At 73.0% G+C, this 14,909-nt stretch carries 15 protein-coding genes and 2 pseudogenes; 6 read left to right on the forward strand and 11 right to left on the reverse strand.

What is annotated here, in order from left to right; all coding sequences use genetic code 11:
* Window positions 1-3: 3 nt before the first annotated feature.
* The 4 genes from ACZ4SV_RS14165 to ACZ4SV_RS14180 are packed head-to-tail and all read right to left on the reverse strand — an operon-like array spanning window position 4 to window position 4,120.
* Window positions 4-1,002: an amidohydrolase family protein gene (locus ACZ4SV_RS14165; protein WP_468004779.1), complete on the reverse strand. Its 999-nt coding sequence runs from the start codon at window positions 1,000-1,002 to the stop codon at window positions 4-6.
* 5 nt (window positions 1,003-1,007) lie between these two features.
* A complete protein-coding gene (locus tag ACZ4SV_RS14170; RefSeq protein ID WP_468004251.1) occupies window positions 1,008-2,138 on the reverse strand; it encodes an FAD-dependent oxidoreductase in 1,131 nt (376 codons plus the stop codon).
* A 24-nt stretch (window positions 2,139-2,162) separates the two neighbouring features.
* Window positions 2,163-3,125 (reverse strand): cyclase family protein, encoded by a 963-nt coding sequence (locus tag ACZ4SV_RS14175; protein ID WP_468004253.1) that lies wholly within the window; start codon window positions 3,123-3,125, stop codon window positions 2,163-2,165.
* A complete protein-coding gene (locus ACZ4SV_RS14180; protein WP_468004255.1) occupies window positions 3,122-4,120 on the reverse strand; it encodes a fumarylacetoacetate hydrolase family protein in 999 nt (332 codons plus the stop codon). The genes ACZ4SV_RS14175 and ACZ4SV_RS14180 overlap by 4 nt, the downstream gene beginning before the upstream one ends.
* Before the next feature lie 355 nt (window positions 4,121-4,475).
* On the opposite strand from ACZ4SV_RS14180, the gene ACZ4SV_RS14185 reads away from it, so the two are divergent.
* A complete protein-coding gene (locus ACZ4SV_RS14185; RefSeq protein ID WP_468004257.1) occupies window positions 4,476-5,681 on the forward strand; it encodes an MFS transporter in 1,206 nt (401 codons plus the stop codon).
* A gap of 172 nt (window positions 5,682-5,853) precedes the next feature.
* Window positions 5,854-6,576: a S1 family peptidase gene (locus ACZ4SV_RS14190; RefSeq protein WP_365878557.1), complete on the forward strand. Its 723-nt coding sequence runs from the start codon at window positions 5,854-5,856 to the stop codon at window positions 6,574-6,576.
* 1 nt (window position 6,577) lies between these two features.
* Here ACZ4SV_RS14190 and ACZ4SV_RS14195 read toward each other — a convergent pair whose 3' ends face one another.
* The 5 genes from ACZ4SV_RS14195 to ACZ4SV_RS14215 all read right to left on the reverse strand — a co-directional run bounded on the left by ACZ4SV_RS14195 (window position 6,578) and on the right by ACZ4SV_RS14215 (window position 10,074).
* Window positions 6,578-6,733 carry a hypothetical protein gene (locus ACZ4SV_RS14195; RefSeq protein ID WP_365878555.1) on the reverse strand — a complete coding sequence of 52 codons (156 nt, stop codon included), beginning with the start codon at window positions 6,731-6,733 and terminating at the stop codon, window positions 6,578-6,580.
* Window positions 6,734-6,843: 110 nt separating this feature from the next.
* Window positions 6,844-8,061: an acyl-CoA dehydrogenase family protein gene (locus tag ACZ4SV_RS14200; RefSeq protein WP_468004259.1), complete on the reverse strand. Its 1,218-nt coding sequence runs from the start codon at window positions 8,059-8,061 to the stop codon at window positions 6,844-6,846.
* 83 nt (window positions 8,062-8,144) lie between these two features.
* The gene (sfnG, locus tag ACZ4SV_RS14205; RefSeq protein ID WP_468004261.1) at window positions 8,145-9,269 is read right to left on the reverse strand and encodes a dimethylsulfone monooxygenase SfnG; all 1,125 of its coding nucleotides are present in this window, start codon (window positions 9,267-9,269) and stop codon (window positions 8,145-8,147) included.
* Between the two features lie 198 nt (window positions 9,270-9,467).
* Window positions 9,468-9,551 carry a putative leader peptide gene (locus tag ACZ4SV_RS14210; RefSeq protein WP_397950384.1) on the reverse strand — a complete coding sequence of 28 codons (84 nt, stop codon included), beginning with the start codon at window positions 9,549-9,551 and terminating at the stop codon, window positions 9,468-9,470.
* A 187-nt stretch (window positions 9,552-9,738) separates the two neighbouring features.
* Window positions 9,739-10,074: a DUF5914 domain-containing protein gene (locus tag ACZ4SV_RS14215; RefSeq protein ID WP_468004782.1), complete on the reverse strand. Its 336-nt coding sequence runs from the start codon at window positions 10,072-10,074 to the stop codon at window positions 9,739-9,741.
* Between the two features lie 122 nt (window positions 10,075-10,196).
* Here ACZ4SV_RS14215 and ACZ4SV_RS14220 point away from each other — a divergent pair.
* From ACZ4SV_RS14220 to ACZ4SV_RS14230, 3 genes and pseudogenes are all read left to right on the forward strand, one after another.
* Window positions 10,197-10,385 (forward strand): annotated as a pseudogene (locus tag ACZ4SV_RS14220) (lycopene cyclase family protein); the annotation flags it as partial.
* 51 nt (window positions 10,386-10,436) lie between these two features.
* Window positions 10,437-11,162: a methyltransferase domain-containing protein gene (locus ACZ4SV_RS14225; protein WP_468004784.1), complete on the forward strand. Its 726-nt coding sequence runs from the start codon at window positions 10,437-10,439 to the stop codon at window positions 11,160-11,162.
* 22 nt (window positions 11,163-11,184) lie between these two features.
* A pseudogene (locus ACZ4SV_RS14230) lies at window positions 11,185-11,334 on the forward strand (isorenieratene synthase); the annotation flags it as partial.
* 61 nt (window positions 11,335-11,395) lie between these two features.
* Here ACZ4SV_RS14230 and ACZ4SV_RS14235 read toward each other — a convergent pair.
* The gene (locus ACZ4SV_RS14235) at window positions 11,396-11,812 is read right to left on the reverse strand and encodes a peptidase inhibitor family I36 protein (RefSeq protein ID WP_397935857.1); all 417 of its coding nucleotides are present in this window, start codon (window positions 11,810-11,812) and stop codon (window positions 11,396-11,398) included.
* Between the two features lie 279 nt (window positions 11,813-12,091).
* Window positions 12,092-13,015 carry an NADP-dependent oxidoreductase gene (locus tag ACZ4SV_RS14240; RefSeq protein ID WP_468004263.1) on the reverse strand — a complete coding sequence of 308 codons (924 nt, stop codon included), beginning with the start codon at window positions 13,013-13,015 and terminating at the stop codon, window positions 12,092-12,094.
* 240 nt (window positions 13,016-13,255) lie between these two features.
* Between ACZ4SV_RS14240 and ACZ4SV_RS14245 the strand changes: the two genes are divergently transcribed.
* Complete coding sequence (locus tag ACZ4SV_RS14245; protein WP_468004265.1) at window positions 13,256-14,899, forward strand: glycoside hydrolase family 43 protein; 1,644 nt, start codon at window positions 13,256-13,258, stop codon at window positions 14,897-14,899.
* Window positions 14,900-14,909: the final 10 nt, after the last annotated feature.

The following is a 14,909-nucleotide window of genomic DNA, read 5'->3' on the forward strand; positions in this document are numbered from 1 at the left end:
GTGTCACTCCAGGGAGAGCAGGGCGGCGGCGTTGCCGCCCCTGACGGCGTGGAAGTCGGAGTCGGACAGGCGCGCGGCGCGCAGGGCGCCGACCGGGTCCTCGGTGCCCATGTCGAAGGGGAAGTCGGAGCCGAGCAGCACCCGGTCGGCGCCGGCGACCCGGACCAGTTCCCGCAGCACCTGCGGGTCGTGGACGAGGGAGTCGAAGTACAGCCGCTTCAGGTAGCTGCTGGGCAGGTGCGCGCAGGAGGCGCCCGCGTCGGAGCGAGCCGACCAGGCGTGGTCGGAGCGGCCGATGTGCGTGGGCAGGTAACCGCCGCCGTGCGCCGCGATCACCTTCAGCCCGGGGTGCCGGTCGAGGACTCCGGAGAAGATCAGGTGGGAGAGCGCGACGGCGTTCTCCGTGGGCTGTCCGACCGTGTTGGACAGGTACCACCGGTCCAGCCGCTCGTCCAGGGTGCACCCGAAGGGATGCAGGAAGAGCAGCGCGCCGCTCTCCTCGGCGCGGGCCCAGAAGGGCGCGTAGGCCGGGTCGGACAGTTCGCGTCCCGGAGCGTGGCTGGAGATCTCCACGCCGGCCAGGCCCTGCTCCAAGGCGTGGTCGAGCGCGCGGACCGCCTGGTCCGGGTGCTGGAGCGGTACGAGTCCGAGACCGCGCAACCGGTCCGGCGCGGCCGAACAGTGCGCCGCCATCGCCTCGTTGGCCAGCCGGTACACCTTCTCGGCCGTGTCCTCGTCGGCCCAGTAGTGGTAGTGCGAGGGGGAGGGGCTGACCACTTGGACGTCCACGCCCTGGGCGTCCATCGCCGCCAGGCGCACGTGCACGTCGGTGAGGCGCGGGAGGCGCTCACGCACCATCGGGCCGCTGACGGCGAGGGCCGCCGGACCGTTGCGCCGGGCATCCAGCGCCCTGGCCTCGGCGTGTCCGGGCAGACCGGCGACGAGCGACTCGACCCCGGGCAGCAGGACGTGGGCGTGCACGTCCACGGTGGGCGTGTCCACGGCGGTCACGGCAACTCCCTGAGCATGGTCATCGTGCGGCCCATCAGGCCCGGCACGTCGGCGTCGCGCACCCCTTCGAGCTGCCACTGGCCGATCTGTACGGAAGCCTCCACGACCGGGCGGACCCGGGTGATCCGCCGGTCGTGGTACGCCTGCAACAGTGCGTCGTCCCACGCGCCGGACCCGGTCAGCATCTGCGCCAGCACCCACGCGTCCTCAAGGGACAGCGCCGCGCCCTGCGCGAGCGTGGGCGGGCAGCAGTGCGCGGCGTCACCGACGAGGACGACGCGGCCGCGGTGCCAGGATCCCTCCACCAACAGCCGGTCGAACCAGGTGTAGTTGACCTGCGCCGGGTCGGTGATGTGCGCAGTGATCTCGGGCCAGAAGCCGCCGTAGTGCCTGGTCAGGCGGCGCATCTCGTCCGCGTACGACTCGGGCGGTATCCCGGCCCGGTCACGGTTGGCCTCCACCACGTACGCGTACAGGGTGGTCTCGCTGGTGGGGCAGTATCCGGCGATGTAGGCCGGGCCGCCGTAGGCGAGGTCGGTGCGCGTCACCCCCGCCGGGCGCGGGGCGGCGACGCGCCAGATGGCCATGCCGGTCGGTTCGGGCTTGTCCGTGATGCCGATCGCGGCGCGGGTCGAGGAGCCGAGGCCGTCGGCGGCGATCACCAGGTCGTAGTGGCCCTCGGTGCCGTCGCTGAAGCGTACGGAGACACCGTCCGCGTCCTGGTCCAGGATCTCGGCGGTGGTGCCCAGCCGGACCGACGCGCCGCTGGCCCGCACCGCCTCGATGAGGATCTGCTGGAGTCGCGGGCGCTGCATGCCGACGGTGGCGGGCAGGTCGTCGCCGCCGGTGCGCAGGTCCCGGGCGACGTGCAGGACGGTGCCGTCGGGGGCGGTGATGCCGACCGAGCCGAAACCGAAGCCGGCCTCCTGGACCCGGTCCCAGACGCCGAGTTCACGCAGCACACGCAGGGCGTTGCCCTGGAGGGTGATACCGGAGCCGGCGGTGGCGTTCCAGTCCTCCTTGGCCTCGATCAGGTCCACCGCGAGGCCGGCGCGGCGCAGGAAGACGGTCACGGCGTTGCCTGCGGCGCCACCGCCGATCACCAGAACCGTGCGGGTTGTGCTCATAAGGGAACTCCCTTGTTCCGTACGTTATTTGACGGCGATCGGACTGGCGGGGGAGCCGACCGCGCCGGTGATGGGCAGGGGAGCGGCGGTGAGCCAGAACTCGTACACGCCGTCGCGGGCGCAGTCCTCGGCCAGCGCCTCCAGGTCCCACATCTCGCCGATCAGCAGGCCGATGTTCGGGATGGCCACCTGGTGCAGCGGCTGGAAGGCGTGCTCGAACTCGTTGGGGCGGACCTCGAAGCCCCAGGTGTCGGTGGCGATCGCCGCGATCTCGGTGCCGTGCAGCCAGCCGGCCGTGGTGAACGAAAGACCCGGCGCCGGTCCGCCGGCGTAGTCGCCCCAGCCGTCCCGGCGGGCCCGGGCGAGCTGTCCGGTGCGCACCAGCACGATGTCCCCGCGGCCGACGGCCACGCGGTGCGCCTCGGCCGTCGCCGTCAAGTGCTCCTCGGTGAGGGCGAACCCGTCGGGCAGTTCACCGTCCGCGCCGATCACCCGGCCCGCGTCCAGCAGCACCGCGCGCCCGGCGACGTACGGCGCCATGTGCTCGATGCCGGTGACCAGATCGCCGTCGGAGGTGACGACCTTCTCGGCCGCCCGTCCGTTCCACGCCTTGCCGTGGTCGAAGATGTGCCCGAGCCCGTCCCACTGCGTGGAGCACTGCAGCGGCATCGCGATCACGTCGTCGGCGCCGCCGATGCCGTGCGGGAAGCCCTGGTTGCCCAGCGCGGCGTCGGTGCCGGTGTCCAGCATGGTGTGCACCGGGTTGGTGCGCCGCCGCCAGCCCTTCTGCGGGCCGTTCATGTCGAAGGACTGGGCGAGCGAGAAACTGACGCCGCGCCGGACCAGCGCGGCACCCTCGCGCCGCTTCGCCTCGTCCAGGAAGTTGAGGGTGCCGAGCCGGTCGTCCGCGCCCCAACGGCCCCAGTTGGAGTACGCCTTGGCCGCCTCGGCGATCGCGCCCTCGGGGTCGTGCCGGTCGAGTGTCACGACGCCTCCGCCACACATCGGGTGCGCTGCGTCCCGAGCCCCGTGACCGTGCCCTCCATGACGTCGCCGTCGCGCAGCAGCCGGCCCCAGTGCATGCCGTTGCCGGCCGGGCTGCCGGTGAGCACCAGATCGCCGGGAAGCAGACGCGCGGTCTGGGAGACGTACGCCACCATGCGCGCGACCGTGAAGATCATGTCCTTGGTCGACTCGTCCTGCATGGTCTCGCCGTTGAGCCTGAGCGTGACGCGCAGGTCGTCGGGGTCCGCGACCGATTCGGCCGGCACGATCCACGGGCCGAGCGGGGTGAAACCGGGGGCGTTCTTGCTGCGCAGCCAGTCGGTGCCGATCTGCGGCATGTCCCGGCGGAACACGGTGGCCCGGTCGGTCAGGTCGTTGGCGATGGTGTAACCCGCGACGTACTCCAGCGCATCCTCGACGGACACCTGGTACGCGGGCCGGCCGATCACTACCGCCAGCTCCAGCTCCCAGTCCGGCTTTGCGACCCAGGCGGGGAGGGTGACGTCGTCATAGGGGCCGGTGATCGCAGTCGGCAGTCCGAGGAAGACGTACGGCAGGTCCTCGGCGGCCCGCCGGTCCATGATCTCTGCGGCCTCCGCGCGCCGCTCGTCCTCCGGCCGGTCGTCGCCGGGTGCGCGGTGGGCGACGTGCAGGTCGATGACGTGCTGACGGTAGTTCGCCCCCGACTGGAACACCTGGCGCGGCGTCACCGGCGCGTGCACGCCCAAGTCCGCGACGGCGGTGCGGGCCAGGCCGGTGGCGTCGGCCAGCGCGCGCAGCCGCGGCAGCGTCGTCTCCCAGTCGGACAGCACGTCCAGCGTGGTCAGCCGGCCGTCACCGAAGGCGGCCCGCAGGTCGAGGGCCTGGCCGTCGGGGGTGACGAGCGCGGGGAACTCGGGCCCGTCCGGGGCCGAGAGGGTGGCGAGGGCGAACGGTCCGGCGAAGAGCGCGGACGCGGGTTCAGGTTTCACGGACATGTCCTCCTGATTGCGGTGTGACCAATCTGGACCGCGCACCCGTGATCTGGGAAATAGATTTCATGGATGACCGGTATCCACGCCGTTTATCTTCCGGCCGGTCTTCCCCTTATGCCTTGTTCTGCCGAGGCGGCGCGGACGGCTCTCCCGCGCGGTGTTGCGGGCGCCGGGCGCCGGTCCATCCACCGCGTGGATCAACGCCATCCGGAACTCGGATCGTGCGAGGGCTGGGCAGGGCCGTGCCCGGACCGCATAGTCGTGGCACATCACGCGCCCTGCGCCGGGTCCCGCGACAGCCGGGCCGGGTCCGCTTCGACGGCGCCGTCTTCCCGCACCTCACGCCCGGAGTGCCGCCATGCCCGCATCCGCCGCCCCGCCCGCCCGTGCCCACGGCACGACCCCGGCCGCACCGGGCGGACCGCCCGCCGCCCTGCTGATGGCCGGCAGTTGTCTGCCCGTCCTCGGCGCGGTCCTGCTCGCCCCGGTCCTGCCCGCCGTACAGCGCCACTTCGAGGCCGTGCCCGGCAGCACCGCGCTGGTGCCGCTCATGCTGACCGTGCCGGCGCTCTCGCTCGCCCTGCTCGCGCCCTTCGCCGGTGCCGTCGTCGACCGGCTCGGCCGCAAGCGCCTCCTGGTCGCGGCCACCCTCCTCTACGCGCTCTTCGGCACGGTGCCGCTGTGGCTGGACTCCCTGTACGGCATCGTGGCGAGCCGGGTGCTGGTGGGGGTCGCCGAAGCGGCCGTCATGACCTGCTGCACCACGCTGATCGGCGACTACTACACCGGCCGGGTCCGCGACCGGTACCTCGCGGCGCAGACCATGTGCGCGTCGGCGTCCGCCACGGTGTTCCTCGCGCTCGGCGGCGTCCTGGGCGCGGCCGGCTGGCGGGCGCCGTTCTGGCTGTACGCCGTGGGGCTGCCGCTCGCCCCGCTCATGGCCCGCGTCCTGCCCGCCGTCACCCCCGCCGCCCGGCCGGCGACGGACGAGCGGCGGCCCTTCCCGGTGCGCCGCATGGCCGGTCTGTGCCTGCTGACGGTGTTCGGCGCGGTCGTCTTCTACACGGTGCCCGTGGAGATGTCCTATCTCCTGGCGGACTTGGGCGTGGAGTCCACCGGTGTGATCGGTGCGGTCACCGCGCTCGCCAGTGCCGCCACCGTGCTCGGTTCGGTCCTGTTCACCCGCCGCACCGGCGGACCCTGGCGCCGGCTGCCGCTGCTCTTCCTGCTCTGCGCCGCGGGCTTCCTGTGCATGTCCGTGGCGGACGGCCTGCCGCTGCTGCTCGTGGGCGCCGTGCTGAACTGCGTCGGCACGGGCCTGCTCCTGCCGTCGCTGCTGACGCTCGCGATGTCCCGGCTGGACTTCGCCGACCGGGGGCGCGGCACCGGTCTGTGGACGGCGGCCTTCTTCCTCGGCGAGTTCCTCTGCCCGCTGGTCCTCCTCGGCGGCAAGGCGGTCGTGGGGGACCTGTCCTCGGCCGTCGGGCTGCTCGGCCTGGTCACCCTGGCCGTCCCGGCCGCCCTGCCCCTCCTGGCCCGCCGCGCGGACCGGGCCCGCCCATAACGCGGTGTTATGGCGAAGTACTAGTACCCAGGGCACGGTTCCTTGCCGAAGCTAGGGCATGTCCATGACGTGCGTGCCGTCCGGTGGCGGCACCGCGCGTGGGCACGGTCCGCGCGGCCGTCCACCCCACACCCGTGCACGTCGGCAGACGTGCGTTCCGGATCGAGGAACCTTGCGTATATCACGACTCGCGCCCGCGATCGCCGCGGCGGCGGTCTCCGCCCTCGCACTGCTGGCCCCCACCGCCTCCGCGGCGCCGGCGACCGCACCCGTCACCGCCAAGAGCCCCCAGCCCATCATCGGCGGCGGGTACGCCAACAGCGGCCCCTGGGCCGCCCGGCTGTACTCGAACGGCCAGGAGACCTGTACGGCGACGATCATCGCGCCGACCTGGGTGCTCACCGCCAAACACTGTGTGAGCGGCGGCTCGCTGTCCTTCCGCATCGGCAGCGTGGACCAGTACAGCGGCGGCACGGTCGCCAACGGCGTCCAGACCTACACCCACGGCGCCGACCTGGCACTCGTCCGCCTCGACCGCTCCGTCTCGACGTCCTACGCCCCGCTCGGACAGCCCGGCACGGTGCGGGTCGGCCAGGGCGTGCAGGTGTACGGCTGGGGCGCCACCTCCCAGTGCGGCTCGGAGATCAACTGCCAGTCCCGCTACCTGAAGGTCGCCAACGTGACCGTCAACAGCGGCTGCACCGACGCCTACGGCGGCTCCGCGATCTGCGCCACCTGGGGCAACGGGATCACCGCCGGCGGTGACTCCGGCGGCCCGATGATGGCGAACGGCGTGCAGGTCGGCGTCGCCTCCACCAGCGACCGTCAGTCGAACACCGCGTACACCAACGTGACGGCGTACCGCTCCTGGATCCAGTCGGTCGCGGGCGTCTGAGTCAGCCCGCCGACCGGCGGGCACGCAGCTTGCCGAAGAGGCGCTGGGCCTGGGCCCGGCGGCGCGGATCGGCCGCGGTGCGGCGTACCTGGTCGATCGTGCGCTGCCCCTGCGGGCTGCTCGCGAACTGCTTGATGCGCTGCAGGACTCCGGACATGACGCTCCTTTCACCAGGGGGCCCCGTGCTCCGCGGACCCCGTGGGATACGGCTACCCGGGAAGCGGCGGTCCAGGCTCCCGCGGCCGGGGGCGCCGCACCGCTCGCCGGTCAGGAGTACCAGGTGGGTTCGGGCAGTTCGCCCTCCAGGACCCAGCGGCCGACCTCGCGCCGCTTGTAGGCGACGGGGTCGTGCAGGGTGTGGGTGCGGATGTTGCGCCAGAAGCGGTCCAGGCCCTCGGCGGTCGTCGTGGAGCGGGCGCCGGTCACCTCGAAGATGCGGCTGGTCACCTCCAGGGCGACCTCGGTGGCCCGCGCCTTCACCGCCGCCACCCGCACCTCGAAGTCGCCGCGGGTCCTCTCGGTGACGGCGTCCGGGTCGTCGTGCAGCCGCTGCCCCTCGGCGGCGACCGCGTCGGCGAGCGCCTCGACCGCCCACAGCTTGGCGGTGAGATCGCCGTAGGTGTCGATGACGTAGGGCTCGTCGACCGCGCGCTGGTGACCGCCGTGCAGCCAGGGCCGGGTCCTGGTGCGGGTGTACGCGGCGGCCGTCTCCAGCGCGCCGCCCGCGATGCCGAGGTAGAAGTTGACGAAGACGAGCTGGATGGTGGGCACGTTGAGCGTGTTGTACGTGCGCGGCCGGAACTGCTTGTCGACGTAGCCGGCCGCGGAGGACCAGGGCGTACGGACCCCGTCGAGGGTGACGCTGCCGCTCTCGGTGAGCCGCTGGCCGATGTTGTCCCAGTCGTCGTGGAAGACCAGGCCCTCGCTGCTTGACGGCACGATGGCGAAGACGTGCTGGTCGGTGCCGTCGAGGACGCCCTCCAGGACGGTGACGTCGGAGACCTTGCCGCCGGTGGAGAAGGACTTGCGCCCGGTGAAGACCAGGTCGTCGCCGTCCTCGGTGACCACGACGTCCTGGTCGCGGGGGTTGACGGCGCCGCCGAAGAACCAGCGGTTGCGCGCGGCCTCGGCCTCGACGTGCTCCCACTGCTCGCGGGTGCCGACCAGGCGGGCGGCCCAGTTCCACAGGTAGTGGTAGCCGAGGAGCTGGCCGATGGAACCGTCGGCCTTGGAGACCTCGCGGACGACGCGGTAGGCGGTGGGCCAGGACTGGCCCGCGCCGCCGTGCTCGACGGGGCCGAGCAGGGTGACCAGGCCCGAGTCCTTGAGCAGTTGGACCTCGGCGTACGGGGTGGCCCCGGCGCGGTCGCGGGCGGCGGCGTCGGTGGCGAGGACGGCGGCGACCTCGGCGGCCCGGGCGGTCCATTCCTCGGCCGTCCGCGGGGCGGGGCGGGTCTGCCAGTCGGTGGAGTCGACGGTGCTCATGCTTCGGTGACCTCTTTCCGGGTGGGATGACGGGTTCCCCGCGGGCGGAACGCGGCGGGGGCGCGGAGGGAACGGGACGGCGGTCAGGCGGGCGCGGGGACCGTGGCCGCGGGCCCGGTGTCCGGGAGCCGGGCCTCCAGCTCGCGCACCAGCGGCAGCACACGCCGGCCGAAGTACTCGACCTCCTCGTGGTAGTGCAGGAAGCCGAGCAGGAAGAGGTCGACGCCCAACTGCTTGTAGGCGACGATGCGTTCCGCGATCTGCTCGGGCGTGCCGATCAGCCCGGTACGGAACCCGTCGTTGTACTGCACCAGGTCCTCGAAGGAGGAGTCCTGCCACATGCCCTTGCCGTCGGCGGTGGACCGGCCGGCCTGCCTGACCGCCGCGCCGAAGCCCTCGACGGCCGCGGTGTCGGCCCGGGCGACGATCTCGCGCAGGGTCTCGCGGGCCTCGGCCTCGGTGTCGCGGGCGATGAGGAAGCCGTTCAGGCCGAACCGCGGCGCGGCGCGGCCCGCCCGTCCGGCCGCGGCGCGCACGTCGGTGAGCTGCTCGGTGACCCCGGCGAAGTCCTTGCCGTTGGAGAAGTACCAGTCGGAGACGCGGCCCGCCATGGCACGGGCAGCCGTGGAGTTGCCGCCCTGGAAGATCTCCGGGTGCGGGCGCCCCGGGGCGCTCAGGGGCTTGGGCTTGAGGGTGAAGTCCCGCAACCGGTAGAAGTCGCCCGAGAGTTCGGTGTGGTCCTCGGTCCAGAGCCGGCGCAGGGCGCGGATGAACTCCTCGGCGCGGCGGTAGCGCTCGTCGTGCTCCAGCCAGGGTTCGCCGAGCGCGGTGAACTCGTCCTTGAACCAGCCGCTGACGACGTTCACGGCGAAGCGGCCGTGCGACAGGTGGTCGGCGGTGGCGCCCAGCTTGGCCAGCACACCAGGGTGCCACAGGCCGGGGTGGACGGCGGCGATGACCTTCAGGCGCCGAGTGGCGAGCAGCAGGGCGAGGCTGAAACTGGTCGACTCGTGCTGGTACTCGGCGCCGTAGCTGGCCATGTAGCGGACCTGGGTGAGCGCGTACTCGAAGCCGTTGTCCTCGGCCAGGACGGCCAGTTCGCGGTTGTACTCGTACCCCCAGTCGGTCCGCTGCTCGATCTTGCTGGTGACGAGTCCCCCGCTGACGTTGGGAACCCAGTAGGCGAATTTCACGGGTGCCTGGGACATGCGGAACTCCTGTTGCCGGTCAAGCGGAAATGCCGTGCGGGCGCGCGGAATTCAGGCGCCGGGAAACACCGGATCGGTGAGGTGCGGGAAAAGGCGCGGCACTGCCCGGTGCGCAGTGAACGCGGCGGAGAGGCGGGCGGCGGGTCGGGACGCGCCGGGGCGGCGGGCGGACCGGGACCCGTGGTGAGGGGCGGGTGATCAGGCCGCGGGGCGACAGGAGGCGCTGGAGACGCGCACGAGGTCGACGTGGCGTCGCCGCGTGAGGTCCGGTCGCATCGTCATGCCCTCGATCGTGGCAGCCGCGCGAGCGGCCGGTCAAGGAAAAGCGGAGTTTCCCGTACCACGGGCCGCCGGAATTCACGCGGGCGTGACAGAAGGCTCTTGCCGCACACCGGAAACGGCCGCAATTCCGGACGGACGCCAGGGTGTGCGGCCAGTTGCGGGAACGCACAGCGGCGGTGACGACCGTTCAGCCCGGGAAACCCCCTTGTGACCGCAGCCGCCGGCGGCGTTCGGCATAGGCCAGGTCGTCACGCCCCAGGCGTCCGGCGGCCGCACGGCCCAGCGGACGCAGCGGCACCGCCAGGCGCCGGGCCCCGGAGAAGCCGCGCCGGTCGGAGGTGGCGAGCACCGGTCCGCGGCAGGGGCGCGGACGCGGTGCGGGACCGGCACGGTCGCCCGGCTGGGGCGAGCGCTTCCCGGTTCCTCTCGTCGTCGGCTGGCGGTCGTCCCGCCGAGGGCGACCGCACCGGGTGCGGGCGCGGGTGCGGCGGACACGATCGGTCGGCGGTGCCTCGGATAGCATCACCAAGAGAGTGATATTCCTTGACAAACCGGGCACATTCCGGCGTGCCGGACCACGGCGCGGCCGTACGGCCACCCGGGCGGCCCCCGGTCCCGGTGCGACCCGACCGAGAGAGGGCTGCGGTGATCGAGACGGACGTCGAGGGCGCCCGGGGCGGCGCGCGCGTCCCCGCCCGCGACGCCGGTCAACGGCCCCGCACGCTCCGCGCCCGCCAGGTGTTCGACTCCCACCCGCTGGTCGGCCTGCCACCCGCCCGCACCCTGCTGCTCCAGTATTTCCACGGCGGGTTCGTCCGCACCCGCCGCCCGGAGTTCGACCCCCGCGCGTCCGCCGCGCCCCCTTCCCCGGACCGAGGAGTGCCCATGACCGTGCTGCGCGACGCGGACCTGACCGTCGCCTTCGATCACGCCGCCCGCGGCTACGACACCCTGGTGGCCGCCAACCCGGGCTACCACTCCCAGTTGCGGCGCTCCGTGCGCCGGCTGGGCCTGCCCGACGGCGGGCGCGGGCACCGCGTCCTGGACCTGGGCTGCGGCACCGGCGCCTCGACCGCGGCGCTCGCCGCCGTCCTGCCCGAAGCCGAGATCACCGCGGTCGACGCCTCCGCCGGGATGCTGCGGCGCGCCGCGGCCAAGCGGTGGCCGCGCCGCGTCTCCTTCGTGCACGCCCCGGCGGAAGGCCTGCGCCGGGCGGGCGTCGAGGGCCCGTTCGACGCGGTGTTCGCCGCGTACCTGCTGCGCAACACCGCCGATCCCGACGCCGTCCTGCACGCCGTACGCGCGGCGCTCGCACCCGGCGGCCGGCTGGGCGTGCACGAGTACACCCTCGGCGGCCGGCGCGTGGACCGCGCGGTGTGGACGGCGGTGTGCGGTGGCCTCGTGCTGCCCGTGGCCACCGCACTCGGCGACGGGCGGCTGTACCGGCACCTGTGGCGCAGCGTGGTCGAGTTCGACACCGCCGCCCGGTTCGCCGTACGCCTGCGCGACGCGGGCTTCGAGCGGGTGCGCGTCCTGCCGCTGCCGGGCTGGCAGACCGGCATCACCCACACCTTCGTCGCCCGCCGCCCCGCCCCGGGAACCGGCCGGTGACCGCGCGCCCCGGCCGCGACCGGCACGCACCCACGGCTCGGTGGTCGAACCGCACGCCTACGCCCTGCCTCCGGAGGCCGACCCGGACACCCAGCACAAGCTGCTGGTGGACCAACTGCACCGCGTGTACCCCGAGACCCGCGCCGCGCGGATCGTCGACCAGCGGCACGAGGGGCTGCGCGTCCTGCGGCGCGCCGAGGCGGTGCCCCGCCCCGTGCGCCGCCGCGCGGGACCTACTGCTTCTTGAACGAGCGGATCTGGTAGCTGCCCTGGAGGTTCCCTCCGTGTCCGGCGGGCGTCGAGCCGACCCGGGAGTGGTAGTTGGTCTGCGTGTAGTACTGGACGCGGTGTCCGGTTCCGTTCCACAGGGACAGCACGTTCTTGCCGTTGCGGATGAAGGAACACTGGTCGGCGGTGTTCGCGATCTTCTCCGAGGTCCACTGGCAGCGGGTGCCGCCGCCGTCCCAGCTGCTGTAGATGCAGAAGTTCCCCGGGTCGCACCTGTAGGTGGCGGCGGCACCGCTCCCGGAGGCGGACGGGGCGGAGGCGGCAACGGTGGTGGCGGGGGCGGACGTGGCGGGACCTGCTGTGCCGAGGGCTGCCGCCGCGAAGGCGGCCGAGGCGAGGGCGAGTGAAGCGACACGGTGCATGGAGGGGTGGTTCCTTCCCACTGGTTCCATCGTCGGTGTCCGCGGACGATGGCTCTCAGTGTCACGTACCGTGAACGGCTGCCACCAGAGCGTACGGGGAGGCGTGCGAGGCGTCACGGGCCCCGCCCGGTACCCGCTGTCAGCCGTGTGAGCCGGTTCCTCCGGCGGAGTCGGGGGGCGTGCACGGCGCACCGGAGCGCCCCGCCCGCCGGAAGGCGCCGTCGGCGCACCGCGCGGCGGACGTGCCCGCGAGCGTCCCGCCGGGCGGCGCGCCCGGTCTCAGCCGGCGGCCGGCACGGTCAGCACCACCTTGCCGCGGACATGGCCGGATTCGACGTCGCGGTGCGCGTCGGCGGCGGACGCCAGGGGGTAGGCGGCCGCGATGGGGAGCACCAGCTCGCCGACCGCCGCCAGACGCGCCAACTCGGCGAGGACCGCCGCGGAGCGCGCGCCCCGCAGCCGTATGATGCCGTGTTCGTCCGCCGCCCGCTGGTCCACCGTGGTGCCGATCCGGGTGCGGTCGGCCACCAGTTCCAGGGACGCGGTGACCGCCGCTCCGCCGACCGCGTCGAGCACGACGTCGACCCCCTCGGGCGCCAGTGCGCGGACCCGCTCCACGAGCCCGTCGCCGTAGGCCACCGGATCGGTGCCCAGGGAACGCAGGTAGTCGTGATTGCGCTCGCTGGCGGTGCCGATCACACGGGCCCCCAGACGGCGGGCCAGCTGCACGGCCACGGTGCCCACACCGCCGGCCGCCGCGTGGACGAGCAGGGTCTCGCCGGCCGTCACCTTCAGCTCCCGCAGCGCGTTGACGGCCGTCTGCCCGGCGGCGGAGAGCGCGCCGGCCACTTCCCAGGACAGCCCGGCGGGCTTCGGCACCACCGAGTCGGCGGGGACGGTGAGCACGTCGGCGTACGCCCGCATGGCCGTGTAGCCGAGCACCTCGTCACCCACGGCGCACCCGGTGACGTCCGCGCCGATCTGGTCGACCACCCCGGCGAACTCGTTGCCCAGCCGCTGGGGGAACGAGGCCGGGGTCATGCCGTGGAAGTCACCGCGGCGCACCTTCACATCGACCGGGTTCACCCCCGCGGCGCGCACCCGCACCCGCACCTCGCCGGGGCCCGCCACCGGCTCCTCGACCTCGGACACCGCCAGCACCTCGGGCCCTCCATAGGCCGCGAACGTGATCGCCGTCGCCATGTGCTGCTCCCTCTCCCGTGGGTGATCCCAACCTCCGCAGCCTACGGGGGAGTTCACGCACCTTGTGCGCGGGCCCGCGACCGCGAGGGCGTGCTCGGCACCCGACTCTTCGAAAGTTGCGCGTGGTCATCCGATGCGTGCGAGAGGTATTGACGTGGTTCACCACCCCCCTATCATCCGAGTTGCTCGGTAAATCGACCATCGTTCGAAATGGCGAACGTACAGGAGAGTGCCGTGGATATGTCATGTACTGGTCAGCCGCCCGTGTCGCGCCGCAGCGCCCTGGGAGCCGCCGCCGGCCTGGCCGCCGGTGCCGTGCTCCCGCTGGCCGGGGCCTCCGGCGCCGCCGCCGCTCCCGCCCGGGGGCCGGACCGCGCGGCCGCCACGGAGTTCACGAACCCGGTGATCTGGCAGGACTTCGCGGACATCGACGTCATCCGCGTCGGCGCCACCTACTACGCCTCCGCCTCGACCATGCACTACTCGCCGGGCGCGCCGGTCCTGCGCTCGTACGACCTGGTGAACTGGGAGATCGCCGGCCACTCGGTACCCGTGCTCGACTTCGGCGCCAAGTACGACCTGAACGGCGCCCGGGGCTACGTCCGGGGCATCTGGGCGTCGTCACTGGCCTACCGGCCGAGCAACAAGACGTTCTACTGGCTCGGCCAGATCGACTTCGCCCGGACGTACCTCTACACCGCCACCGCCGCCGAAGGGCCGTGGAGCAGGCTGACGACGATCGGCACCCCCTACTACGACGCGGGGCTGCTCGTCGACAGCGACGACTCCCTCTACGTGGCGTACGGGAACACCACCCTCAGCGTGGCCCAGCTCTCGCCCGACGGCCGCACCCAGGTCCGCACGCAGCAGGTGTTCACGGCACCGTCGAGCGTCGGCACCCTGGAGGGCTCCCGCTTCTACAAGATCAACGGGCAGTACTACATCTTCGTGACCCGGCCCGCCAACGGCCAGTACGTCCTGAAGTCCTCCAGCGGCCCGTTCGGCCCCTACACGATGCGTCAGGTGCTCCTCGACCTGCGCGGGCCGCTGCCCGGCGGCGGGGTCCCGCACCAGGGCGGGCTGGTGCAGACCCAGGGCGGTGCCTGGTACTACATGGCCTTCGTCGACGCGTACCCCGGCGGCCGGATGCCCGTCCTCGCCCCGGTCTCCTGGACCCCGGACGGCTGGCCCGTCGTCCAACTCGTCAACGGCGCGTGGGGCACCACGTATCCCAGCCCGGCCGTGCCCGCTCCGCCCCGCCGGGTCGCTCCCATGACCGGCGTCGACACCTTCGACGGCCCCGCCCTCAACCCGAGGTGGGAGTGGAACCACAACCCGGACAACACCAAGTGGTCGGTCGGCGGCGGCCTGACCCTGCGGACCGCGACCGTCACCGACGACCTGTACTGGGCCCGCAACACCCTCACACACCGCATCCAGGGACCCACCTCCACCGCCACGGTCCAGCTCGACCACTCCGCCATGCGGGACGGCGACCGGGCCGGGCTGGCGCTGCTGCGCGACTCCTCCGCCTGGATCGGGGTCAAGCGCGACGGCGGGGTGACACGGGTGGTCATGACCGGCGGACTGGCCATGGACGGCAACTGGAACACCACGAACACCGGCACCGAGCTGGCGAGCGCCGTCGTGCCGGGCGGCCGTATCTGGCTGCGCGCGAACGCGGACATCCGCCCCGGCTCGGCACGCCCGGGCACCTTCTCCTACAGCACCGACGGCACCACCTTCACCCGCCTGGGACCCGCCTTCTCCATGGGCAACGACTGGCGGTTCTTCATGGGGTACCGGTTCGCCCTCTTCAACCACGCCACGCAGGCGCTCGGCGGCGCGGTCCGCGTCACGCGGTTCGAGCTGACCACGCCCTGAAACGGTCCCA

Source organism: Streptomyces sp. NPDC027672 (assembly GCF_055566335.1).